The sequence below is a fragment of the Parvibaculum indicum genome (assembly GCF_011762095.1).
GTDB lineage: Bacteria > Pseudomonadota > Alphaproteobacteria > Parvibaculales > Parvibaculaceae > Parvibaculum > Parvibaculum indicum.
Genome location: NZ_JAASQO010000015.1, coordinates 1 through 22,477, shown reverse-complemented (window position 1 = coordinate 22,477; position 22,477 = coordinate 1). Strand labels below are relative to the sequence as shown.

Sequence of the window (22,477 nt, the reverse complement as noted above, 5' to 3'; positions counted from 1 at the left end):
CCGCGTTACCATTTCACGCTGGTGCCGATGCCGAGCAGGCGTCCCCGGCCGGCATAAACCGCGGTCGGACCGGCATAGTCGACGGAAAAGGAGATCGGCCGCTCGTCCAGCAGATTGTCGCCGAATGCATAGAAGTCGAGGTTCTCGTTACGCCATCCGATGCGGGTGTCGACGATATTGTAGTCTTCCATCTTCTGCGCATTGGCGAGGTCGGCATAGCGCGCGCCCATATATTGCTCCTGCGCGCGCAGATAGAACGTACCCGGAAGAGCCACATACTCCCCCGGCAGGGTCAGGCTGATCCCCAGATTGGCCGTCCATTTCGGCACTTGCGGAACGCGGTTGCCGTTCCGCGCCCCGGCGGCGCCGGACGCCCCGCCGACATTGACCATCTCGGATTCGGTGTATCCCACACCGCCGAAAAGCGCCATCCAGTCGGTCAGTCTCAGCTGGCCCGATGCTTCCACGCCATAGCTCTCATAGTCCTGATTGGTCGTGTAGACCTGAAATGTCGTGTTGTCGAAACCCGTCAGCTGGCCGTCCTTCACCTCGTTGTAGAACGCGGCGACATCCAGTTGCGCGGTCGTGCCGAAAACGGACTTCGTGCCGAATTCATAGGTCCAGCTCTTTGCCGGGTGAAAGGGAGGCGAGGTCGCGCCCTGCGAGGCAAAGGGCGTTGCCTTCTCGAAGCCGCCCGAGGCGTATCCCCGGGCAACGGAGGCATAGCTCATGAGGCCCTCGCCCCAATGATAGGTCAGCCCGGCATGGCCGCTCGCATAATTGTCGGCAAAGCTGCTCTTCTGGTCGAGCGACGCGACGGTCAGCGGGGGAGCGCCCTTGTAGTGGGATTCCAGCGTCTGCGTATCCCGCGCGAGCCTCAATCCGCCCGTCACCTCCCAGTCGAGCCCGAGCGGGACGGAAACGTCGCCGAAAAGCGCAATGGTCTGGCTCGTGATCCGGTTGTCCCAGGTTCCGTTGAAGGTGGCGCCCACAAGCGGATTGTTGTTGGCCGTTCGGTCGAGCGTGTAATCGGATCGGAAATAATTGGCGCCGACTACCCATTGCAGCAGCTGCTTCTGCGGCGAGTTCAGCCGGAATTCCTGCGTGAACAGCCCTTCCTCTTCGGCGGTGCCCACCTTGTCGATGGCCGGATTGGTCCAGAGCGAGGGGAGGGGGAAGATTTCGCTGAGGATCAGCGTGTCCGTGAAGTCGCCATAGTTCCAGATGTCGATCTGCTGATAGCTGGTAACCGAGGTGAAGGTGAAGTCCTCCCAGTCCTTCTGGATGTCGAGCGTGCCCTGGGCCAGGATGCGCCGGTTCTTCGGCACGACGTCCTCGCCGCTTGTCGGGAAGTCGGGCGTCTCGAGCAGGAGATAGGCCGGGTTCGATCTCTCGTCCCGGCTATAGGAGCCGGTGAGGTCGATGGTCAGCGAATGGTCCGGCGTATAGCGCAGCGAGGCGCGGCCCGCGCCGATATGCGCGCCGCCCACCTTCCGGTCGAGTATGCTGTTATAGATGTCGCCGTCGTATTTTTGGTATCGTACGGCGCCGCGCAGGGCGAGCGTGTCCGGCACGAGCGAGGCGCCGCCCGCCGCCTCGACGAAGGTGTGGCCGTCCGACCCGGTTTCGGCGGTCAAACGCGCTTCGTTCGTTCCATCCGCCTTCCGGTGAACCACATTCACGATACCGCCAAGCGCGTTGCGCCCGAATGTCGTGCCCTGCGGTCCGCGCAGCACCTCCACCCGCTCCACATCCAGCAGGATCGGGGCGAAGCCGGAAATGCTGGTGGGCACGCCGTCGGCGGCGAAGCCGATGGTGCTGTCGAGCGAGTTCAGCGGCGTACCGAGCGTGGCCACGCCGCGCATGTTCATGAAGGTTTCGCCGAAACGCGAATAGTCGACGAAATTCGTGGTCGGCGACCGCCCCGCTATTTCGGCGCCGGGATCGAGCGCGGAAGGGCGTATGTCGTCCTCGTTCAGAATGGTCGTGCTCACCGGTGCGTCGGAGACCTTTTCGAGATGTTTGCGCGCGGTGATCGTGATGGTGTCCTCGACGGCGGCGTCATCCTTTGTGTCGCTCTTTTCATCGACGGCTGTCTGGGAGCGGCCGGCGGTTGAAAGAAGCAGGGAGGCGGCGACACCCAGCAGGCAGGCGGAGCGAACATATCGGAAGGTCATGGGCAAATCCTGAAAACAAGTACTGGCAAAAAGAAGATGCGGACCCGTCCGGTCCGCATCTCCCGACCAATTCGTCTGTAGAAGGATTTTATTAGCCGCCGGAGGCGTTTACGATCCGTCGCGCTATTGCGGGGCGAAGGAACACTGTTGCGACTCGCAATTAGTGGGAGGGCATCTCCGGTTCCCTCGTGGGAGGGTGGCCGAAATGACGCCGATAGGCCGCCGTGAAGGCGGCCGCATTGGAAAAGCCGACGCGATATCCGGCTTCGGAAACCTTGAGCCCGTGTTCCAGGATCAGAAGCCGGGCCATCTGGAGCCGGCGGTCGCGGACATAGCCGAAAATGGTCGTGCCGAAGGCCGCCCGGAAATTGATGCGCAGCGTGGTGACGTTGACCCCGACTTGCGCGGCCAGATCCAGCGTCTTGGGCGGATCGGCAAGCGAGGCGTCCAGAATCTCGCGCGCATGCATGACCTGTTCGTAGTGGCGGCGGCCGAGCTTGTCGACCAGCAGGTGTTCTTTCTCGAGCAATTGAGCGGTCTCGACGATGAGCGAGAGCGTATTGCTCTCCAGGAAGATGTGCCGCAGGGGGCCGGTATAGGGATTTTCGAGATTCTTGCGCGCGGCGCTCAGCAGCCTCTCGGACTTCGGAAGCGACACGCTCTGGAAATCGCCTTCCAGCAGACGGCTCAGTGTGGCGAGCCCGTCCTCGTTTACCGTCTCGCCGAAGCGGCTGAAGAATTCGGGCTGAAGCGTGAAGCCGATGGCCTGGCTGCGCTGTCCCTTGCGCCAGCTGCGGCGGCAGATGGCCGGCGCGCCGAACGCGATGAGCGAGGGCCGTCCCTGCTCCTGCGTCACGGGCCCATGGCCTGCGATTTCGAGAGGGCCTTCCCCGCCGCTGAGCAGCACCCCGAACGTGATCGAGGGACCGACATGCACGTCGATGCTTTCATCCTGCGAATAGGTGATGTCATGGCCGGTCGCCAGCAGGCCGGGCTGCACCTCTTCGGCCATGAGGGTGCCCGCAAACAGCGGCGCATCCGACACTTGGGCCGGGTCGAGCGCGATTTCCATGCGCAGGCACCGTTCGACCGCCTCGCGCATCAGGTCGGTGCGTGAAAACTCGTCGCGGGCGGAAGCTGGCTGCATGTTCATGATCAGCTCACTCGAGTTCGAAGGCGGCTTTTCGGTCTCACCCTATCAATATTGCAAGTGATTATTAAAAGCAACAAGAGCCGTCCGGCACGAACGGGCAACCGGCGTCAAACTTGCAGAAAACCCGCTGGAAAACCGGAACCGGAGGATTAAAGGGTGAGGGACAAGGTCATTTGCGTTGGCCGAAACAATGTCGACATTATTCTCGATGTCGACTTCGCGCGGCTGCGGCCCGATACCAAGCAGCCCTCCGGCCCGGCCCGTATCGTCATGGGCGGCCAATGCATGAATGCGGCGGCGACGCTTGCCGCGCTCGGGCAGAGCCGGGGAGAGGCCTTCAGCGTCGTCTATGCAGGCGTAACCGGCGATGACGAGAACGGTGTGCGTGTGCGCGAATTCCTGACGGCGCGCGGCATCGACGGCGCAGGCTGCATCACCGCGGTCGGCCTGCCCAACACCGCGGCCTATATCCTGCTCGACCGGGAAACGGGCGAGCGCGGTATCGTCGAAACCGTGCCCGAAGGCTACCCGCCATATCCTTCCACACTGCCCGAAAGCATCTGGAAAGGGGCGAGCTATGCCTATTTCGACGGCATGGATATGCCCGGATCCGTGGCGATCGCGCAGGAGGCGCGTGAGCGCGGCGTGCCGACGCTCTGCGATGTGGAGATGGTCTCCGAAGACACGCTGGCCCTCATCGCCGCGTGCGACACGGCCATCCTGCCACGCCCCGTCGCCGGGGAAATTGCGGGCACGGATGAGCTGAAGCCCATGCTCGAAAAGCTCGTCGCGCTGGGCGCGCGCCGCGCAGCCGTCACCATGGGCGCGGAAGGAACCGCCGGCTTGAACGAAGCGGGAGAGCTATGCCGCGTGGCCGCCCTGCCGCCGGAAAGGATCGTGGATACGACGGGCGCGGGCGATGCCTTCCATGCCGGGTTTCTGTTCGCCGATATGTCCGGCGCCGGTTTCGAGGCGGCGCTGCGCTTCGGCGCCGAGGTTGCGAGCGTGAAATGCGCCCATGCCGGACCGTCGAGCCCGCCCGATGCGCTTCACGCGCTGGGCGCGGGCCTGGGGCAAAAGGTCAGGTGAAGAGCTTCTTCCGGATACAGGCATGGACGCCCCAATTGCCGTCCACCACCTGCGTCACGCTGAAGTCGACTGCGACCGAGATAAGCGAAATCGCTTCGTCTTCGCTCAATCCCTTCGAGGTCATGAGGAAGCGTCGCGTCTTCCGGAAGGCGTCCCGCATCGCCATGTCGATGGAAGACTGCTTATAGACTTCCGCCTGCGCGTTCTTGCCCAGTTCCTTCAGATAGTTCGGATGGCTGAAACCGAGGATCACCCATTCGTCTTCCGTTTCGATCAGCGGATAGTCGAGATCGAAAAGCTTGCCGGTCAGATCGCTCTTCCGGTGCAGCACGACCTGGAAGACGCCGGTCAGCGAACATTCGATGGCGGTACCGCAAAGTTCGGAATCGCCTTGCGAGGCATGCGGATCGCCGATGGACAAAAGCCCGCCCGCCACGGCGACGGGCAGGAAGATGCGCGAGCCCGGCCCCAGCCGCCAATTGTCGAGATTGCCGCCGAAATGCGCGGGCGGCACACTGTCCACGATCCCGCGATGGTCCGGCGCCAGTGCGATGACGCCGAAATGCGGGCGCAGCGGAATTTCGACATCCTTCAGCACGTCGAAATTCTTTTCCACCGTGGTCGGGTCCACCTGCACGCCGGGATAGTCGATTTTCTCATGCGTCACGCCAAACGGGTCGGTCTGCGGCGTCCAGCGATAATTATAGACGGCGCGGGCGCATTCCTTGCCATGGCGTTTGTCGATTTCGTAGATCGTCACCACTTCGCGCGGCGCGGGCGGCGTGATGAGGTCGCTGTAATGGAAGCCCCACCAGGCCGCCGCGTTGCTGCCGAAGCTGCGTCCCGCAAAACGCTGGCTCGCGCTGGGCCGCAGCGCGATGTCGAGAATCCGGAGTTCGATAATGTCGCCGGGTTTGGAGTCTTCCACGGCGACGGGGCCGGTCATGATGTGAACGCCGAAGCCTTCGCCTGCGCCGCGCCCATAGGTGGAGGCGTCGAGCGGGCCTGCGCCGCGCCGGTCCACATTCTTGCCGTCCTTCGTCCAGTGGAACACATCCTCCGCACCCGGATCGCCTTCGACCATGCGCTCATGATCGTCATTGGCGTGATGCGTCAGCGTTTCGATGGTGATGAAATCGCCCGATTTCATTTCCACCACCGGCGGCAGGAAGCGGCTGAAATAGCCCCAATGCACGGTCTTGCGCGTCACGGGCAGATAGTGATGGGCAGGTCCGCCGCCCCTGGGCTCGGTGGTCGTCGCCTCCGGCGGCGAGAGCACCTGCAACTCGCCATCCTCCTCCGCCGGGGCGGGGGAGGGGGCGTCCGCTGTCTCCTGCAGGTCGGACCAGCCGCTCTCCTTGTCGTCGGGCCGTCCGCGATTGATCGTCCAGGGCCCCTCATCCGGCACGGCGGCAAGGCCCGACCGGCGAAACTCGCGCGGCGACACCTTGTAGTGGTCGCGAAAGGCGCGGCTGAAATGCGCCGCGTCGTTGAAGCCCCAGCGGAAGCAGATATCCGAGATCGAAAGCTGCGCATGAACCGGGCTTTCGAGGTCGTAGCGGCAGCGCTCCAGCCGGCGGAAGCGCACATAGCGCCCGAAGCTCTGCCCGACGGATTCGAAGAGCTTCTGCACATAGCGCGGCGAAATGCCGTGTTCCTCCGCGATCCGCGTGAGCGAGAGGTCGGGATCGCTGAGATGGGATTCGATGGTCTGGCAGATGCGATGCAAGAGCGCCGCGCGCACGCCCGCCGCGCCGCCAAGCGCGCGTGTATCCGCCTGGCGGAAAATTCCCGCCATCAGGAATTCCGGCAGCGCCATCTCGATGGGGCGGAGCTGGTCGACGCTGAGGTCTTCCAGCGCCTCGCCCACCGAGGCGAGGAAGCCCGCCAGCACATGACCCACGCCCGCCCGGCCCGACATATGGATGACCTTGGTCGGCAAGGGCGCCATCAGCTTCGGCCGGAAGGCCGAGCTTGGAATATGGATCATGATGAGGCGGCAATTCGTGTCGAGCGTCAGCGTGGTGTGAGAGCCGACGGCCGCGTAAACGATGTCGCCCGACATGGCCTTCAGGTCGTTGCCGCCATCGTGAAACGTCATGCGGCCTTCGAGCACCGAGACGACCCAGACGCCGTCCTTGCCGATCTCGCGATTGATCTCCTGGATCGCGCTGATTTCCTGCGGCGTGGAGATGAGGCGCGTGAAATTGATGCCGGAATGCGAGGTCACGACGGAGAGAAGGCCATAGGCTCCTTCTTCCGTTTCATGGCCGGTCGGCTTCAGCGCCAGACGGCGCATGGCATCCTGCCATGCCTCATAGCGGTCGGGTTTCGGATAGGCTTCTGTGGAAAAGCGCCAGGCTTCCATTGGGGTCACGCACTCATGTTACAAGCGTGCATCCCGAACATTGCCTGTTCGGGATGCCACATGCTGACAAATTGTGCAGCCGCAACGGTCTCGCGCGCTCCTGTCAGCCAAGAACCCGGCATTCATGCCGCTGGCTGCAAATACCTGCCCCTACGGCAGCAAGAAGCGTGCCCGCGTTACGAGACGTTCATTTTCCGCCGGTGGGGAAGATGCTGCGCGGCACCTTCACATGCACGCCCTGCTTGCCGTCCACCACCTGCGTTACGGTGAAATCCGCCGTAATGCTCATCAGCGAATAGGCGTCGTCCTTGCTGAGGTCCTGCTTGTCATTGAGGAATTTGAGCATGTCGAGCGAGGCATTGCGCATCGCATTGTCGAGATCTTCGTCGAAGCCGTGCACGATCCAGTAGCTCGGCGTTTCGAGCAGCGGCGAGGGAAACTCGAAATCCTTGCGCAGCACGATCTGGAAGAGCACGTCGAGCGAGGCCTCGATGGCCGTGCCGCTGATTTCGCCGTCGCCCTGCGAGACATGCGGATCGCCGATGGAAAAGAGCCCGCCATCCACCTGCACCGGATAGAACATCGTCGCGCCCGCGCCGATGCGCCAATTGTCGATATTGCCGCCATGCGCGCCCGGCGGAATGGTGCTGACCCGGCCGGGCGCGTCGGGTGCGACGCCCGCCGTGCCCAGATGCGGCCGGATGGGCACCCGCACGCCGTTCAGCGCCCGCTGCCGGTCGCATTCCGGACAATTGGTGATCTTGCCCGGCGTCTCGTAAAGGCCCGGATAGTCATAGGCGTAATGCGCCTCGGCGAGATTGGTGGAGCGGTCGATCTTGTAGATCGTCACGCGTTCCTTCTCGCCGAATTCCTTGTAGAGATGGCCCCAGTTCGCCGCGAGGTTCGAGCCATAGTCGAAGCGCGGCACCATGCGCAGATAGCGCACTTCCAGCATGTCGCCGGGCTTGGCGTCTTCGACATAGATCGGCCCGGTCATCAGATGCACGCCGGGATTGCGGTCGGCTTCCGGCACGGTGTCGTAGATGTGGCGCACGGAAGCATCCATCATCAGATCCGGCGCATCGCCCGCGTGATGCGTCAGCGCCTCGGCCTGGATGAGGGCGCCGCTCTTGACGGTCAGTGCCGGGGCGAGCGAAGCGTCGAAATAGCCCCAATGCACCGTTTCGGGGGTCGCCCGCAGCATATGGAGCCCTGTCGGCTCGCTGCGGTCGGTTCCGGTAGAGCCCTTGCTGGCCAACATCTGATCCATCGTCCACTCCTCTTCAACGCGGGAGGCCGGACATGATCCCGACCCTGACGGAAAGACTAGAAGCGGCAAGGGCAATACGTCTTGCATGCCCGCGCAGCGGAAATTGATGATTTGGCCCGGCAGACAAAAGCTGCCTCCGAAACGGGCAGCATCGCGCATCGAAAAGCTGCAGAAACGGATGAGGGTCAGGCGCCGAAGACGACGGTGGTCATGTCGAGCGATCCGTATTCGACGACCGGCGTTTCGAAATGGGCCGGCTCGCCTTTCGCCCGCGCGCCCATGACGTAGAGAAGCGGCCAGTAATGGTCGGGCGAAGGAACGGAAAGCCGGGCATCCCGCCCGAAACTCTCGTAATCGACGAGCTTTTCCGGTTCGTCCGAGGCGATGCTTTCGCGGATATAGTCGCCGAACCGGGCCGCCCAGTCATAGCTGCCGTCGCGCATGCGCCAGTTCATTTCCGGCAGGTTGTGCACGATATTGCCGCTGCCCATGACGAGAACGCCGTCGTCGCGGAACGCGGCGAGCTTCTTTCCCGCCTCGTAATGCCACGATGAGGGCTGGCGAATATCCATGCTGAGCTGGATGAGCGGAACGTCCGCATCCGGATAAATCTTCTTCAGCACCGCCCAGCTTCCATGGTCGTATCCCCATTCATGGTCGATCTCGGCCTCGAGCGGTGCCAGGCGCCGGACGAGTTCGGCCGCCAGCGCCGGGTCGCCCGGCGCGGGATACTGCATCTCATACATTTCCTGCGGAAAGCCGCCGAAATCATGGATGGTGCGGGGATGGATCTGCCCCGTTACGCGCACGCCCCTCGTGCACCAATGGGCGGAAACGCAGATGATGGCGCGCGGCTTGCCGATCTCCTGCCCGAGCCTTTCCCACATGCGCGTGAAGAAATTGTCTTCCATCACATTGCCCGGACTTCCATGTCCGATGAAGATGGCGGGCATGCGCTTGCTCGGGGCGGGGGGCGTCATTTGTCGGTCTTTCTTTCTCTGCGTTTGTGACGGCGGGGCTCAGGCGCTGACCTTCATGCGTTCCCATGCCTGCTGGTAGCGCTCGACCAGCCAGACATTGAGATCGCTTTGCGCCTGTTCCTGCCATGAATAGCGGCCGCGCGGCGCGAAGCGGGAATTAAGGCCCACCTGCACCAGTTCGTCCACATGCTGGTCCTGGCTCGTAATCTCGATCGTGTGTTTCATGGTGAAGTCCATGAGTTCCTCATACATCGGATGCTCCATGGCGCCCGGCGCCATCAGCAGGCCGATGGTCATGGAATGCTCCTTCGCCGATTCCGCATGCAGGATGAGATAGATCACCATGCTCGACGTCATCACCAGCGACAGCGTCGGCGGCACATTGGCGAACATCACGCGGTGGCGTTCTTCATCCGTGAGGTTGGGGAACACCGGCAGCACCGCCTTTTGCGTCGGATTGAAGGCCGGGTCCATATGGAGCGCGCCGTTGAAGCGCAGATAGCCGGCCGCGCCTTCCGGCACCGGCGGAAAGCTGCACAGCTCGCTCGGAATGAACTCGTGCAGCGGGCCCTGGTGCAGGCGGCTGGCGTGGTAGCCGTCATTGTTGTTTTCCATCTGCACCTTCCAGTTCCACTCGAACTTCAAGGGCTCGTCCGGTGCCGGTCCTTCGGCATGGGCAAGGTCGTAGTTCTTGAACGCCTCCTGCACCGTCGTCAGGCGGGGGGAGAGCGGGGCGGCGTTCTCGTCGAAATTGACGAAGATGAAGCCTTCCCACACCTCGGTCTTGATTTCCGGCAGGCGAATGTCGTCGCGGTGGAAATTGCAGGTCTTGTTCATGGCCGGCGCACCGGACAGCCGCCCGTCCAGCGCATAGGTCCAGTGGTGATAGGGGCAGACGAAACCGCGCGTATTGCCCCGGCCTTCCGCCACCAGCATGGCGCGGTGCTGGCACACCGCCGACAGCGCCTTCAGCTCGTTGTCCCGTGTGCGGCAAATGATGAGCGGCTCGTTGATATGCGTCACGGTGAAATAGTCGCCGGGATTCTTCACCTGTTCCACACGGCCGACGCAGAGCCATTCATGGTTGAAGAGCGCTTCCTTCTCGAATTCGAAAAACGCCTCGCTGGTGTAGCAGGCCGGCGGCAGCGTCTCGGCACCCAGCACGTCGACAATGGAACTTTCCATACTCTGGAAAAATGCCTCGTTCAGCGGATTGTCGGTCATATGCGTTTGCCTCTTGCCGGTTGTGACATTTGCTCGCCGCCGGCGGGATGCGCGGCGGTCCCTTGCGAATGGCACGGGCCCTCCATACGGCCTCCTACGCAACAATCAGGCCGATGGAGGGTTGCCGTGCCGGGGCTCGTCCGAGGAACGGTCCGCGCCCGCGGCGCATGGGCGCCGAAGGCGGCGGAAGAGAGCCCTTCACATCGAAAAGACTACCGGCTCCCTCTCGTGCACTCTTGCGATATGCCGCCCAAAAACTTTGTTCCCGGACGGAAAGAAGCGCACGATCTGCACAGCTTTGGCGCATCGCTGCCCGGATTTTCAGCATCGCGGCCGTCTGCTCCGGGGCCGCGTTGTTTTGTGCAAGCAATCGAGCGTGAAGGCACAAGACGCCCGGACCGGCTCTCTTCTAGGCTTTATCGGAACTTGGAACGAAGAAGAGCCGAAAGGGTGCAGCCCATGAAGATCGCCGTCATTTCCGGCAGCCAGCGTCCGAACTCGCAATCGCTGAAGGTTGCGCGCTATCTCGAAGAGCGCGTCGCCGGGTTATGTGAAGGAAGCTCGGTCTATCTGCTGGAACTGGGCACGGGGCCGTTGCCGCTCTGGGATCAGAGCATGTTCACCGGCGATCCCTCGCCGCTCAAGGAGGCCTGGGCGCCGATTTCTGCGGCGCTGACCGAGGCGGACGCCATCGTCGTGGTGACGCCGGAATGGCACGGCATGGTGCCGCCCGCGCTCAAGAATTTCCTGCTCATGTGCTCGAAGGAACTGGCCAACAAGCCGGGCCTCATCGTCTCCGTCTCCGCCTCGCTGGGCGGCTCCTATCCCGTCGTGGAACTGCGCACCAGCGGCTACAAGAACAACCGCATTTGCTGGATCCCCGATCACGTCATCATCCGTAATGTCTCGAAAATGCTGAACGGCGATCCCGCCTCCGAAGAGGAAAAGACGGTCGTGGGCCGTTGCGACCACGCGCTGCGCATTCTCGTGGAATATGGAAAGGCATTGAGGGCCGTGCGCGAAAGCGGCGTCGCCGATTACGACACCTACGCATTCGGCATGTGAGGGGCCGCGCCCGCCGGTCAAAGCGTAGGGCGCCTCGGGACAAGTATCTGGCACGGCTTTTGGATAGGGTTTTGTCAGCGACATATTTCCGGCGGTCCGGCTCGCCGGCCCAATAACCGGACTTTCTGTAAGGATGAGTGCAGATGGACTACGAAATCCTTGAGATCAAACCGATGACGGCGAATATCGGCGCCGAGGTTTTTGGTGTCGATCTTTCGGAGCCGCTCACCGACGCGCTCACGGCCGAGCTGCGGCAGGCCATTACCGACTATCAGGTAATCTTCTTCCGCGATCAGCATATCGACCACGACCAGCACAAGGCGCTGGGCAAGGCCTTCGGCGAACTGGCGATCCATAGCGGTGTGGCCGGTCTCGCCGAGCACCCGGAAATCGTGGCGATCCACGCGGATGCGAATTCCAAATTCATCGCGGGCGACAACTGGCACTCGGATCTCACCTGCAACGACATTCCGCCCATGGGCAGCATTCTCTATCTGCACACCGTGCCGGAGGTCGGCGGCGATACGCTTTTCGCCAGCATGTATGCCGCCTATGATGCGCTGTCGGATCGCATGAAAGCCTATCTCGAAGGGCTCTACGCGGTGCATGACGGCGAGCATGTCTATCGTCCGATCACGAACGATCCGGACAAGAAGTTCCCCTGCAACGAGCATCCCGTCGTGCGCACGCATCCGGTCTCGGGCAAGAAGGGCATTTTCGTCAATCCCTCCTACACCACCAAGATCGTGGGCATGAGGAAAGACGAAAGCGACGGCATCCTGCAGATGCTCTACAAGCATTGCGCCAACCCGAACTTCCAGGTGCGCTTCCGCTGGCAGCCCAACTCCATTGCCTTCTGGGACAATCGCTGCACCTGGCATCTGGCCGTCTGGGACTATTTCCCGCAGACCCGCTCCGGCTTCCGCGTTACCGTCGCCGAAGACAAGCGGCCCGCGTAAAATCCCACGCGCCAACGACAAAGGCCCGCCATTGGCGAGCCTTTTTCTTTGCGGGGAGAGGAAGAGAAAGATCAGTCGTTCTCGTCGAAGCCGGTGGAAAGGCTGAGCGGAGCCCAGCGGGCCGTTTCCGCGTGGAAGGCGCCGAGCTTCCGGCCGACATAGAAAAGCGCGTCGGCCCCCAGCAGCAGTTGCAGCGGCGGCTCTTCCGCCTCCGCGATATGCACGATGGCAAGCGCCGCCTTCACCGGATCGCCCGGCTCGTCGCCCGCGTGGTCGGCGAAAATCCGCCGCGCCTCATGCGCGGTCGTCTCATAGTCCTCGATCTCGCGGGCCGTGAAGGACATGGACCCGCCGGCGAACTCCGTGCGAAGGCCGCCCGGTTCCACATTCGTGACCTTGATGCCGAGCGGACCGACTTCTTCCGCCAGCGTCTGGCCGATGCACTCCATCGCGAATTTGCTGGCGCCGTAGATTCCGGTGCCCCACCAGGACGCAAGCCCGCTCACCGAGGTGATGTTGATGATGCGCCCCGCGCGCCGCGCCCGCATGGAGGGCAGCACGGACTGGATAACCGAAACGGCGCCGAAGAAATTCACCTCGAACTGCGCCCGGATTTCCGCCATCGACGCTTCCTCGATCGCGCCCACAAGCCCGTAACCCGCATTGTTCACCAGGATATCGACAGGGCCGAGATCCGCCTCTATGCGCGCGGCCGTCTCGCGCACCGCCTCCTGCTCGGTCACGTCGAGCAGATAGCCGTGTGCGAGGCCGGGTGCGAGCGCCTCGAAGGCGACGCGGTCCTCTTCGCGGCGCACCGTCCCGGCGACATGGTCGCCCAGGCGCAGCGCCGCATAGGCGACGGCGCGGCCAAGCCCGCTGCTGACGCCGGTGATCCACCATATGCGCGTATCGCACTCTGCCATGGGGTCCTCTCCCGTAAATCCGAAACTGACGGGAAGACCGCTCAGTAGGGTTTGTCGCCCTTCACCCAGAGGCGATGCATCAGCCGGTAATATTTGGTGTCGTCATAGACCGTGCCGGTATGCAGCGTGCAGCGATTGTCCCACATGAGAATGTCGCCGACCTGCCATTTGTGCCGATGCACGAATTCATCCCGCGTCACGAAGTCCACGAGTTCGTCCACCAGCTCCAGCCCGTCCGGGTTGGGCATGCCGACGATCTCCTTCACGGTCCCGGTGCTGACCCAGAGCGCCTTGCGTCCATTGGCCGGATGCGTCCGGATGAGCGGATGGATAACGTCCGGATTGGCCGCTTTCATTTCCTCGGAAAGCTCCATCCGGCCGAACTCGCGCGTGGACATCAGATGTTGATAGCTGTGATGCAGCTTGAGCTTGTCGAGCTCCGCCTTGCGGTCCTCGCTCAATGCGTTGTAGGCGGCGCACTGGTCGGCCAGCAGCGTGTCGCTGCCTTCCGGCGGCACTTCCTTGGCATAGAGCATGGTGCATTTCACGGGTTCTTCCTTGTAGGAATAATCCGTATGCCAGCCGACGCCGTCATTATGGGCGCCGATCGGTTTCCCGTCGACTTCGCGATTGGAGAGGATGAAGATTTCCGGATAGCCGGGCAGCGTGAACTGCGTCTGGGTATGGCCTTCAGGCTCGCCGAAACGCGAGATGAACGCCATCAGGTCGTCCGGTTCCATCTCCTGGCCGCGCAACAGGATGGCGCCGCGCTTGTTGAAAGTATCCACGACCGCATCCAGCGTTTCGTCATCCGCCGTCTTCAGGTCGACATCCAGTATTTCCGCGCCGAAGCCGGGTTTCAGCTCGCGCAGTTTCAGTTGAGGCGCCATGGTCACTTCGTCAATCGCTGTCACTTGGATGACGAAGGCTATTCATCTTCTATGGGGCGATCTTGTTTCGATGCGCCCAATCCTTTGCCGCCCGTAAAACGCGCAAACGGCCCCGGTGTCGCGAATGCCGAACAATGCGGCAGAGACGGAGGCGGGGGCAAAACCTTCCATAAACCGGCGATGGCGTTGCGGAAGCTGCGGAATAGCTCCGTTTCATGCGGCATTGGCCACCTCGCGGCCCGGCGCATGACGGTGTTTTCCGCAAGCCTGTTTGCAGCGAAAGCGGCTGGGCGCGGCGGTTCGCGGCAATCAATCTGTCCCCTGAACGAGGGAAGGCGAACGCATACTTGTCTGAATACGCCCGGCAGCGGGGCGATGCCGAAATCGGTGGCAAGTCATGCCACAGCCCCGGGAATAGAGGCTGACAAGAAGTCAGTTCTGGCGCGCTGAAAAACGGAAAGCCGAACGAATTCAATAGCTTCGTTCTCTGGCACGCCTATTGCTCTTCTCATCCCTGCCGCTCATGCAACTTGTTCGCAGCGCGGCCTTGTTTGTGTGAAGGGGGCTTCTGGCATGCGAAGAAAACTACTTCTCTCCTCTGTTTCCATGATGGTGCTGATGGTCGGCGCGACGGCCTTGCCGCGTGTTGTCCACGCCCAGGAAGCAAGTGGGGAAACTGCCGCGACGGGTGACGACACGCCTGTCATGACGCTATCGACGACGCCGTCCGGCGAGACGGATGGCGAAACGGCCGACGGCAAGAAGAAGACGGCCGAGATGGTCGTGATTTCAGAACGCGACAAGGCGGGCCTGCTGGAGCAGCAGCCGAGCGACCTGCTGTTCGGTATCGACAAGCCGCTGCTCGAGACGGCGCGCTCCGCGACCTTTGTCAGCGACGACACGCTCGATGCCTATGGCGTGACGACGGTCAACGATCTGGCCTCCGTGTCGCCGGGCACGTTCACTGCGTCTTTCTATGGCGTGGAAGGCGCGGTCAATGTGCGCGGTCTTCTGGCGGAAACCTATTTCCACGGCTTCAAGCGCATCGAAAACCGCGGCACCTATCAGACGCCGCTCGGTTCCACCTCGCGCGTGGACATTCTGCGCGGTCCGCCCACGGCGAATTTCGGGCCGGGCAAGGTCGGCGGCTCGATGAACCTCGAGCCCAAGACCGCGAAGATCTCGGAAGAAGCCGGCTACCTCACCGAACTGACGGGCGAGGTCTCTGGCACCTTCGGCTCCTATGACAAGAAGAACGGCAGCTTCCAGGCCGGTATCCCGATGAGCTTCGGCAATACCGACGGCGGCATCTATGTTTATGGCGAGATCGAGGATTCCGGCAGCTTCTACAATGGCATCGACCCGGAGCATCAGCTCCTGCAGCTGACCGGCGATTTCGATATGAACAATGGCTGGTCGTTCAAGATGGGCGGCATGTTCTATCACTCCGACGGCTATGTGCAGACGCCGGGCTGGAACCGCCTGACCCAGGATCTGATCGACAACGGCACTTACACCACGGGTCAGAATACGGGCCTGACGGATTCCAACGGCAACGGCTATCTCGATGCTGGCGAACTTCCGGCCGGCGGTCTCGGCTACTATCCGCCTTACTATTTCGGTGTTGCACAGGTCTATCGTCAGTTGGATACGGGTGTCGGAACCACGCATCTGAGCCCGCATGACGTCTATATCAGCGACAGGGACTTCTCCGAGACCTACACCGTCACCCTGTTCGGCGATCTTGTGCACAAATATGACGACGGGTCGCAGCTCAAGTTCCAGCTCTTCTTCGACTCGCTGGGCAATGAGCGTTTCGTGAGCTACGGCTTCCCGGCCGACTACGAAGCCTATACGGGTGAGGCGCGCGTGAGCTACAGCGGCAGCTTCGCCCCGGATCTCGCTTTCGTGCCGTTCACCCTCGACTACAATGTCGGTGTGTCCAACCGCTACTACTCGGCGATCAAGAAAGAGTCCTACAATTACGGCGGTATCGCGCTCGATCGTCGCGACCTCTCGGTAGGCGCCACGCCGACCGATACGCTCGGCTCTCCCTTCGATGCGGGTTCCGGCTACGGTTGGGACAACAATGTCGAGTCCACCTGGAACGACGCAGGCATCTACGCCATGCTCGATTCCAACCTGGGCAACGCCATCGACATCACCCTGACCGGTCGCTACGACTGGTATGCGGCGGAGTCCGTCGATCGCGGTACGCTCTGCTACTGCACGCCCGGTCATCAGTATAATGACGATGGAAAATTCACCTATTCGGCGATGGCCATGGTGCCGCTGCCCTATGGGTTCCGTCCTTACGTGACCTATGCCAAGACCTCGGCCATCGAGTTCGGCCAGGTCGGCGACGTGGCCCCGAGCAATCTGGCCAATGGCAGTTGGCTTTCCGACGGTGACCTGACCGAAGTGGGCATCAAGCTGGAAGCCTTCGACGGCATCCTGACCGGCTCCGTCGCGGCCTATCGCCAGCACAGGACCATCTTCGACACGGTCAGCGGTAGCGTCGACAAGACGGAAGGCAAGGGTGTCGAGCTGGAAATGCGTTATCTGGCGACGGACAATCTGAGCTTCACCTTCGCGGGTAACGCTCAGCAGACCAAGATCCTCGGCAGCTACAACGCCTTCTACTACTTCCGTCCGGAAGACTTCGGCCTCGACCCCATCGACTATTATGGCGGTGCGCTGGCCGTGTACGACTTCAGCGACATGGCGGGCTTTACCGGCAACTCCTACTACGCCGGTGAAATCGAGGACCGCCGTATTCCGGAAATCGTGGCAAGTCTGTTCGCGACCTACACCACGGACCAGTATTCCTGGGGTCAGCTCGGGGCGACGGCGGGCGTGAAATATGTGTCGGAGACCGCCGGTCTCTCGGCCAATCCCGTCCACTACCCGGACTACTACCTCGTACAGGCCTCGGCTTTTGCGGACTTCTACGACTGGAAAGTCCAGCTCAACGTGAACAACCTGTTCGACGAAGAATATTTCACCCCGCTTCAGGACCTCTATGGCGACATCGCCGCGCTGCCCGGCAAGGGCCGCGAATGGCGTGTCACCGCGACATACCGGTTCTGACGACGACTGAAGTTTGTGTGACGGGAAAGAGTATCGGAGGCCAAAGGCAAAATGAGTGAACTTCGTGACAACCTCTATGCGTGGTTCGTCCTGCTGTCTTTCAGCCTGATGTTCTTTCTCGTCACCGCAACCACTTTCACCTCTCTCGGCGTGGTCCTGCCCGACATGGTGCGGGACCTCGGCTGGGACTGGACCTCGGCCGGGCTCGGCTTCACCCTGCTCGGCATCTCCTGCGGCCTGTCCAGCTATCCGCCGGCCCTGATGATCCGCCATACCAATGTCCGCCTCACCGTGCTTTTCGGCGGCGCCATGATGGTGGCGGGCTTTCTCTGCCTCTACGAGGTGCAGACCATCTGGGCCTATTTCCTGGGAACGGTGCTCGCGGGCACGGGCTTTTCCTTCGTGGCGACGGTGCCCGGCACCTATGTCATCGCGCGCTGCTTCAAGAAGCAGTCCATGGCATTCGGCATTTACTACACATTGGGCGGTCTCGGCGGCATTGTCGGCCCGCTGATCTATTTCACCGCGGTCGGCGTCTGGGACAACTGGCGCATGCACTGGATGATCGCCGCCGTCCTGACCGGCATCGCCGCGCTCATCATTGCGATCTTCCTCCGCGAGGGCGAAGAGCAGGACAAGAAGGCTGAGGAAATCGCCAACGACGCCGTCGTCGATGCGGCGCCCGGCGTCCACATGACGAAAGAAACCTGGACCGTCATGCAGGCGCTTCGCACGCCGCAATTCTATATCATCGCAGCGGCCTATGTTTCCTTCCTGCTCTGCGGCATCACGGTGAACAGCCTCTCCGTGGCGCATCTGACGGAGCATGGCGTCGCCATGGCGCTCGCCGGCAGCCTGCTCAGCGTCGAGGCGTTTCTCAATTCCGTGGCGCGCGCGGGAAGCGGTTTCCTCGGCGAATTCTTCGAGCCGAAAAAACTTCTCTTCATGTCGCTGATGTGCCTCGTCGTGGGCATGGTGGCCCTGACGCTCGGCACGAGCTTTCCCATCCTGATGGTCTATGCGGCCGGGATCGGCATTGGCTATGGCGCCACCTTCCTCGCGACCAGCGTGCTGCTGATGAACTATTTCGGCCGCGGCCCCTATCTGGAGCTTTTCTCCATGGTGAACGTGGCCGCGACGCTCGCCTCGTTCGGCCCGTTCTTCGGCGGCTATGTACGCGACACGACGGGCTCTTTCGTCTCGGCCTTTCTGCTCTTTGCGATCGTACCCGCGGTGGTGGGCGGCGCGGTGCTGCTGATGCGCCCGCCGGTGCGAAGCGACGAAGGCGAGGCGGCGGCCGAAGGCCAGGTTGAAGAAAGGGGAGAAGAGGAACTGCGAATGGAGGCCGTCGGCTCTTCGAGCTGAGGTCCCCGAAAGGCGTGAGTAAGGATGGGACGGTGTTGTCCCGCGAAACCAGAAACGAGAGTACCAAGATGACGAAGCAATTCGGCGTTTTCCTTCCCATCGCGAATGGCGGATGGATCATTTCCAAGAACACGCCCAAGCTGGACGCGTCCTACAAGCAGAACCGCGACGCGGCGGTGCTTGCCGACGAGATCGGGCTGGATTTCATCATGTCGATGATGAAGTGGCGCGGCTTCGGCGGCGAGACGGAGCATTGGGGCACCTCGCTCGAATCCGTCACCATGATGGCCGGTATCGCCGAGGCGACGAAGAACGCCAAGATCATCGCCACGGTTCATACCCTGCTGCAGAACCCCGCCGTCGTCGCCAAGATGATTACGACGCTCGACCACATCTCGGGCGGCCGCGCAGGGCTCAACATCGTCTCCGGCGCCTACAAGGATGAGTTCGACCAGATGGGCGCCTGGCCGGAAAATCTCGACCATGACGGCCGCTACCGCTATGCGGAAGAATGGGCCAAGCTCGTCCGGACCATGTGGGAGAAGGACCATGTGGACTATGAAGGCGAGTTCTTCACCTTCAAGGATTGCGTCTCCGAGCCCAAGCCGATGTCGAGCCCGCGCCCCTACATGATCTGCGCCGGGCAGTCGGAGCGGGGCCTGCGCTTTACCGTGCAGAACACGGATGCCTGCTTCATCGGCGGCAAGACGGCGGAAGACACGCAGCGCATTTCCCGCATGGCCCGCCGCGTCGCGGATGAATACAACGAGACGATCAAGGCCTTCGCCATGAGCACGGTCGTGTTCGGCGAGACCGACGAGGAGGCCGCCGAAAAGGTCGCCTACTACAAGGAAGGTCTCGATTGGGGCGCGGTGCAGGGCATGATGCGCTCCTACGGCATGGAAGCCGACGGCAGCTCCAGCGTCATGGGCGAGAAGGCGAAGGAAACCTTCATGACCCATGTCGTGCACGGCACGCCCGAGACCTGCCTCGAAAAGCTGAAAGAGCAGGTCGAGTTCTGCGAGCTCGATGGCGTCATGCTGATCTTCCCCGACTATGTCGAAGGACTGAAGATCATGGGCGCGGAAGTGCTGCCCAAGCTCCGGGCTCACTTCGCATGACGGAGCTTGCGCAAAATGCGGCGCCCGCGGGCGTCGGCGACCTGAAGGCATGGATCGCGCCGAACCGGACAGCGCTGTGCGTCATCGACATCCAGGTCGATTTCGCCGCGCCGGACGGGCTGCTGGCGGGCTTCGGGGTGGATATGTCCGCCGTGCCGGCGGCGATCGCAAAGACGGAGCGTCTGATCGCCGCCGCGCGCAAGGCGGGGGTGCCGGTGATCTTCATCGGCCTCTCTACCTCGCCGGAAACCGACAGCCCGTCATGGGGCGAGTGGATGCGCCGTCGCCACGGCGATCCGGAGGCGGAAAGCGCGGTCTGCCGCGCCGGCTCGCCGGGCGCCGCGTTCTACGGTCCTCAGCCGCTGCCGGGCGATCCCGTGGTGATGAAGCCGAAATACTCCGCCTTCTACGAAACCGACTTCGCGGACGTGCTGTGCGATACGGGCGCGGACACGCTCGTCGTCTGCGGCCTCACCACGGAGTGTTGCATCGACTGCACGGTGCGCGACGCTTTCCACCGCGACTATCACGTCTTCATCGCGGAGGACGCCTGCGCTGCCTATGGCGCGGACGTGCATGAAGGAGCGCTGCGCTCGCTGGAACTCAATTGCGCCATCCTGACAAAGACGGCGGACATCGAAGGCGCGTGGGAAAACTGCAAATGACGGATCTTCTGAATATCAAAATGCCCGCGCCCTATCAGGTGGGCGAGGAAGAGCGCGCCGCGCTTTCGGCTTCCATCGACAAGGACGAGCTGACGGAACTCGCACTGGAGCTCGGCAATATCCCGAGCCCCTCCCGCCATGAGGCCGAGGCGAGCAACTATGTCTTCGAATGGCTGGAGCGCGAAGGCTTTGCCCCGCGCGCCGTCGGCGCCACGCCGGAGCGGCAGAACGTCATCGGCGAATATGGCGGCTATGGCGAAGGCAAGAACCTGCTCTTTACCGCGCATCTCGATACCGAAAGCCCGACTTGGGAACCGGATCTCGATGTGGCGCGCTATCGGCCGGAGACGCTGGAAAATCGCGAATGGCAGGAATGCTGGCTCGAGGACGGCAAGCTTTTCGGCTACCCGATCGCCAATGATCGCGGCCCCATGAGCTGCTTCATGATCGCGGCCAAGGCGCTGAAAAAGGCCGGCTTCGATCTTTCCGGCAAACTCTATCTCACTGCCTGCCCGGGCGAGATCGGCCCGGAGCCCATCGAGGAGCGCCGGGGCGTCGACTATCTCGGCAAGGATATCGGCGCGCATTACCTCTTCCATCATGGCGGCGTCTCGCCCGATTTCGCCATCGCGGCGGAAGGCACCGATTTCGGGCTCACCTGGCAGGGCTGCGGCTATGTGGTGTTCCGTATCCGGATCTACGGGCAGGGCATGTTCACGCCCATTCTGGACACGCCGGAAAATATTCTGGAGCACCCCAACCCGATCTACCGGCTGGGGCCCATTCTCGAAGCGCTGCATGAATGGGGACGCACCTATCCCGAGCGTCATCGTTATGAAAGCGAGGGCGGCATCTCCATTCCCAAGACGCAGATCGACAGTATCCGCGCCGGCATCCCCCATTCCTTCGGGGCGGGCACGGAAGTCGTTTCGCTCTACACCGAAGCGGGCCTGACGCCGAAGCAGAAGGCCGCCGATGTGCAGCATGAGCTGACGGCGCTCATGCGTCAGTTCGATCTCGAAGGGTTCGACATTGAGCCCATGGTGGTGCGTCACGGCTTCGAGGCGGATGCCGATGAGGTCGCCCCGCTCGTATCCGCCGTGGGCCGCGCGACGAGCCTCTCTCTCGGGCGGCCGCTGGAACGCGCAAATCCCGTCTATTCCAGCATGTGGCGCGACCAGAACGTCTTCAACATGCATCGCGTGCCCGCCGTCACCACGGGCATGCCGCGCTGGCGGCCCTCGCCGGACGATCTTGCCGACAGTGCGCTCGTTTACGCATTGACCGCGCTTGCCGTCTGCGGCCGGGCGGAGGGACGCCGCAATGCCGGCACCTACAAGCCCGTCTATGGAGACAAGCCGTTCTGAGGCGCGCCATGGTTGAACGGACGAAAGACGGACAGGATATGACTGAAATCGACGAGAATCTGTTTCGCAGGGCGCTGGGCTGTTTTGCAAGCGGCGTCACCATCGTCACCACATTGCAGGACGACGCCCCGGCGGGCACCACGGTCAGCGCCTTCTCCGCGCTCTCCATGGCGCCGCCCCTGGTGATGGTGAGCATGGATCGCGGCAGCAACACGCTGGCCGCCATTCGGGATGCCGGCTTTTTCGGTGTGAACATTCTTTCGGCAGAACAGGCCGCCATTGCCCGAAAATTCGCCTCTTCCAGGGGCGGACCGAAATTCGAGGGCGTGGACTGGCAAAGCAGGGTAACGGGCGCACCGCTTTTTGCGGAGAACAGCTCGACCATCGATTGCGAGCTGGAAGCCGTCCATGACGGCGGCGATCACGAAATCCTTGTGGGACGGGTGCTTTTCGTCGGCTGTCCGGGCGAGACGGAGCCGCTTCTCTATTTTCAAAGCGCGTTCCGGGAGCTGGTCTCGACATGAAAACGCCGCGTTCCGGAGCGGGTAGAGCGCCGGGTTACGGTGAGTTGAGCGCCGCCGCGCGCATGGCATCGGATGTGCAACTGGAAGACCGCCCGTCGGGCGCGAGCGACCGTTCCGCCGTTCGGTCCGCTCGCCGGCGCGGCAGTAGAGTACAAGGAGTTGATTAGTTGAGTTCGCTGGACTTTCGAGAGGGGCATCCCGGTTCGAGCCGTGTCGTGGGTCTTGCGATCGTGCTTGGTCTTCATGT

General features: G+C 62.4%; 17 protein-coding genes. 9 read left to right on the top strand and 8 right to left on the bottom strand.

Translation table 11 applies throughout. The features are described 5' to 3' along the window. Positions 1–5: 5 nt before the first annotated feature. Complete coding sequence (locus tag FHS78_RS16290) at positions 6–2,177, bottom strand: TonB-dependent receptor (protein WP_167095440.1); 2,172 nt, start codon at positions 2,175–2,177, stop codon at positions 6–8. 160 nt (positions 2,178–2,337) lie between these two features. After that, positions 2,338–3,330, bottom strand: a complete 993-nt coding sequence (locus FHS78_RS16285) for a helix-turn-helix transcriptional regulator (protein ID WP_167095439.1) — start codon at positions 3,328–3,330, stop codon at positions 2,338–2,340. 156 nt (positions 3,331–3,486) lie between these two features. Here FHS78_RS16285 and FHS78_RS16280 point away from each other — a divergent pair, with 156 nt between their 5' ends. Further along, entirely contained in the window at positions 3,487–4,419 is a 933-nt protein-coding gene (locus FHS78_RS16280; RefSeq protein WP_167095438.1) for a PfkB family carbohydrate kinase, read from the top strand. On the opposite strand, the gene FHS78_RS16275 is transcribed toward FHS78_RS16280, so the two are convergent. The 4 genes from FHS78_RS16275 to FHS78_RS16260 all read right to left on the bottom strand — a co-directional run bounded on the left by FHS78_RS16275 (position 4,412) and on the right by FHS78_RS16260 (position 10,261). Continuing rightward, a complete protein-coding gene (locus tag FHS78_RS16275) occupies positions 4,412–6,787 on the bottom strand; it encodes an acetamidase/formamidase family protein (RefSeq protein ID WP_167095437.1) in 2,376 nt (791 codons plus the stop codon). The genes FHS78_RS16280 and FHS78_RS16275 overlap by 8 nt on opposite strands. Positions 6,788–6,974: 187 nt before the next feature. Beyond that, complete coding sequence (locus FHS78_RS16270; protein WP_246220557.1) at positions 6,975–8,057, bottom strand: acetamidase/formamidase family protein; 1,083 nt, start codon at positions 8,055–8,057, stop codon at positions 6,975–6,977. Between the two features lie 185 nt (positions 8,058–8,242). Continuing rightward, positions 8,243–9,037, bottom strand: a complete 795-nt coding sequence (gene ygiD / locus FHS78_RS16265; protein ID WP_167095436.1) for a 4,5-DOPA-extradiol-dioxygenase — start codon at positions 9,035–9,037, stop codon at positions 8,243–8,245. A gap of 39 nt (positions 9,038–9,076) precedes the next feature. Continuing rightward, positions 9,077–10,261: an aromatic ring-hydroxylating oxygenase subunit alpha gene (locus FHS78_RS16260; protein ID WP_167095435.1), complete on the bottom strand. Its 1,185-nt coding sequence runs from the start codon at positions 10,259–10,261 to the stop codon at positions 9,077–9,079. 459 nt (positions 10,262–10,720) lie between these two features. Here FHS78_RS16260 and FHS78_RS16255 point away from each other — a divergent pair, with 459 nt between their 5' ends. Beyond that, on the top strand, positions 10,721–11,326 hold the full coding sequence (locus FHS78_RS16255) for an NADPH-dependent FMN reductase (RefSeq protein WP_167095434.1): 606 nt from the start codon (positions 10,721–10,723) through the stop codon (positions 11,324–11,326). A gap of 143 nt (positions 11,327–11,469) precedes the next feature. Beyond that, a complete protein-coding gene (locus FHS78_RS16250) occupies positions 11,470–12,285 on the top strand; it encodes a TauD/TfdA dioxygenase family protein (protein ID WP_167095433.1) in 816 nt (271 codons plus the stop codon). Between the two features lie 71 nt (positions 12,286–12,356). On the opposite strand, the gene FHS78_RS16245 is transcribed toward FHS78_RS16250, so the two are convergent. Both FHS78_RS16245 and FHS78_RS16240 read right to left on the bottom strand, forming a co-directional pair. Further along, positions 12,357–13,208, bottom strand: coding sequence for an oxidoreductase (locus FHS78_RS16245; RefSeq protein ID WP_167095432.1), 852 nt, complete (start codon positions 13,206–13,208; stop codon positions 12,357–12,359). A gap of 41 nt (positions 13,209–13,249) precedes the next feature. After that, positions 13,250–14,098, bottom strand: a complete 849-nt coding sequence (locus FHS78_RS16240) for a TauD/TfdA dioxygenase family protein (RefSeq protein ID WP_167095431.1) — start codon at positions 14,096–14,098, stop codon at positions 13,250–13,252. 573 nt (positions 14,099–14,671) lie between these two features. Here FHS78_RS16240 and FHS78_RS16235 point away from each other — a divergent pair. From FHS78_RS16235 to FHS78_RS16210, 6 genes are all read left to right on the top strand, one after another. Continuing rightward, positions 14,672–17,188, top strand: a complete 2,517-nt coding sequence (locus FHS78_RS16235) for a TonB-dependent siderophore receptor (protein ID WP_167095430.1) — start codon at positions 14,672–14,674, stop codon at positions 17,186–17,188. Positions 17,189–17,239: 51 nt separating this feature from the next. Further along, positions 17,240–18,553 carry an MFS transporter gene (locus tag FHS78_RS16230; protein WP_167095429.1) on the top strand — a complete coding sequence of 438 codons (1,314 nt, stop codon included), beginning with the start codon at positions 17,240–17,242 and terminating at the stop codon, positions 18,551–18,553. A gap of 68 nt (positions 18,554–18,621) precedes the next feature. Beyond that, on the top strand, positions 18,622–19,674 hold the full coding sequence (locus FHS78_RS16225) for an LLM class flavin-dependent oxidoreductase (protein WP_167095428.1): 1,053 nt from the start codon (positions 18,622–18,624) through the stop codon (positions 19,672–19,674). Continuing rightward, a complete protein-coding gene (locus tag FHS78_RS16220) occupies positions 19,671–20,339 on the top strand; it encodes a cysteine hydrolase family protein (protein ID WP_167095427.1) in 669 nt (222 codons plus the stop codon). The genes FHS78_RS16225 and FHS78_RS16220 overlap by 4 nt, the downstream gene beginning before the upstream one ends. Then, entirely contained in the window at positions 20,336–21,706 is a 1,371-nt protein-coding gene (locus FHS78_RS16215; RefSeq protein ID WP_167095426.1) for a zinc-binding metallopeptidase family protein, read from the top strand. The genes FHS78_RS16220 and FHS78_RS16215 overlap by 4 nt, the downstream gene beginning before the upstream one ends. A 38-nt stretch (positions 21,707–21,744) precedes the next feature. Continuing rightward, positions 21,745–22,230, top strand: a complete 486-nt coding sequence (locus FHS78_RS16210; RefSeq protein ID WP_167095425.1) for a flavin reductase family protein — start codon at positions 21,745–21,747, stop codon at positions 22,228–22,230. Positions 22,231–22,477 lie beyond the last annotated feature (247 nt).

What these genes read in the sequence shown, in the direction of transcription:
- FHS78_RS16210 (WP_167095425.1), top strand. Translation starts at nt 21,745, where the DNA reads ATGACTGAAATCGACGAGAATCTGTTTCGCAGGGCGCTGGGCTGTTTT.
- FHS78_RS16215 (WP_167095426.1), top strand. Translation starts at nt 20,336, where the DNA reads ATGACGGATCTTCTGAATATCAAAATGCCCGCGCCCTATCAGGTGGGC.
- FHS78_RS16240 (WP_167095431.1), bottom strand. Translation starts at nt 14,098, where the DNA reads ATGGCGCCTCAACTGAAACTGCGCGAGCTGAAACCCGGCTTCGGCGCG.
- FHS78_RS16220 (WP_167095427.1), top strand. Translation starts at nt 19,671, where the DNA reads ATGACGGAGCTTGCGCAAAATGCGGCGCCCGCGGGCGTCGGCGACCTG.
- FHS78_RS16275 (WP_167095437.1), bottom strand. Translation starts at nt 6,787, where the DNA reads ATGGAAGCCTGGCGCTTTTCCACAGAAGCCTATCCGAAACCCGACCGC.
- FHS78_RS16245 (WP_167095432.1), bottom strand. Translation starts at nt 13,208, where the DNA reads ATGGCAGAGTGCGATACGCGCATATGGTGGATCACCGGCGTCAGCAGC.
- FHS78_RS16235 (WP_167095430.1), top strand. Translation starts at nt 14,672, where the DNA reads ATGCGAAGAAAACTACTTCTCTCCTCTGTTTCCATGATGGTGCTGATG.
- FHS78_RS16250 (WP_167095433.1), top strand. Translation starts at nt 11,470, where the DNA reads ATGGACTACGAAATCCTTGAGATCAAACCGATGACGGCGAATATCGGC.
- FHS78_RS16270 (WP_246220557.1), bottom strand. Translation starts at nt 8,057, where the DNA reads ATGGATCAGATGTTGGCCAGCAAGGGCTCTACCGGAACCGACCGCAGC.
- FHS78_RS16260 (WP_167095435.1), bottom strand. Translation starts at nt 10,261, where the DNA reads ATGACCGACAATCCGCTGAACGAGGCATTTTTCCAGAGTATGGAAAGT.
- FHS78_RS16285 (WP_167095439.1), bottom strand. Translation starts at nt 3,330, where the DNA reads ATGAACATGCAGCCAGCTTCCGCCCGCGACGAGTTTTCACGCACCGAC.
- ygiD (WP_167095436.1), bottom strand. Translation starts at nt 9,037, where the DNA reads ATGACGCCCCCCGCCCCGAGCAAGCGCATGCCCGCCATCTTCATCGGA.
- FHS78_RS16230 (WP_167095429.1), top strand. Translation starts at nt 17,240, where the DNA reads ATGAGTGAACTTCGTGACAACCTCTATGCGTGGTTCGTCCTGCTGTCT.
- FHS78_RS16255 (WP_167095434.1), top strand. Translation starts at nt 10,721, where the DNA reads ATGAAGATCGCCGTCATTTCCGGCAGCCAGCGTCCGAACTCGCAATCG.
- FHS78_RS16225 (WP_167095428.1), top strand. Translation starts at nt 18,622, where the DNA reads ATGACGAAGCAATTCGGCGTTTTCCTTCCCATCGCGAATGGCGGATGG.
- FHS78_RS16290 (WP_167095440.1), bottom strand. Translation starts at nt 2,177, where the DNA reads ATGACCTTCCGATATGTTCGCTCCGCCTGCCTGCTGGGTGTCGCCGCC.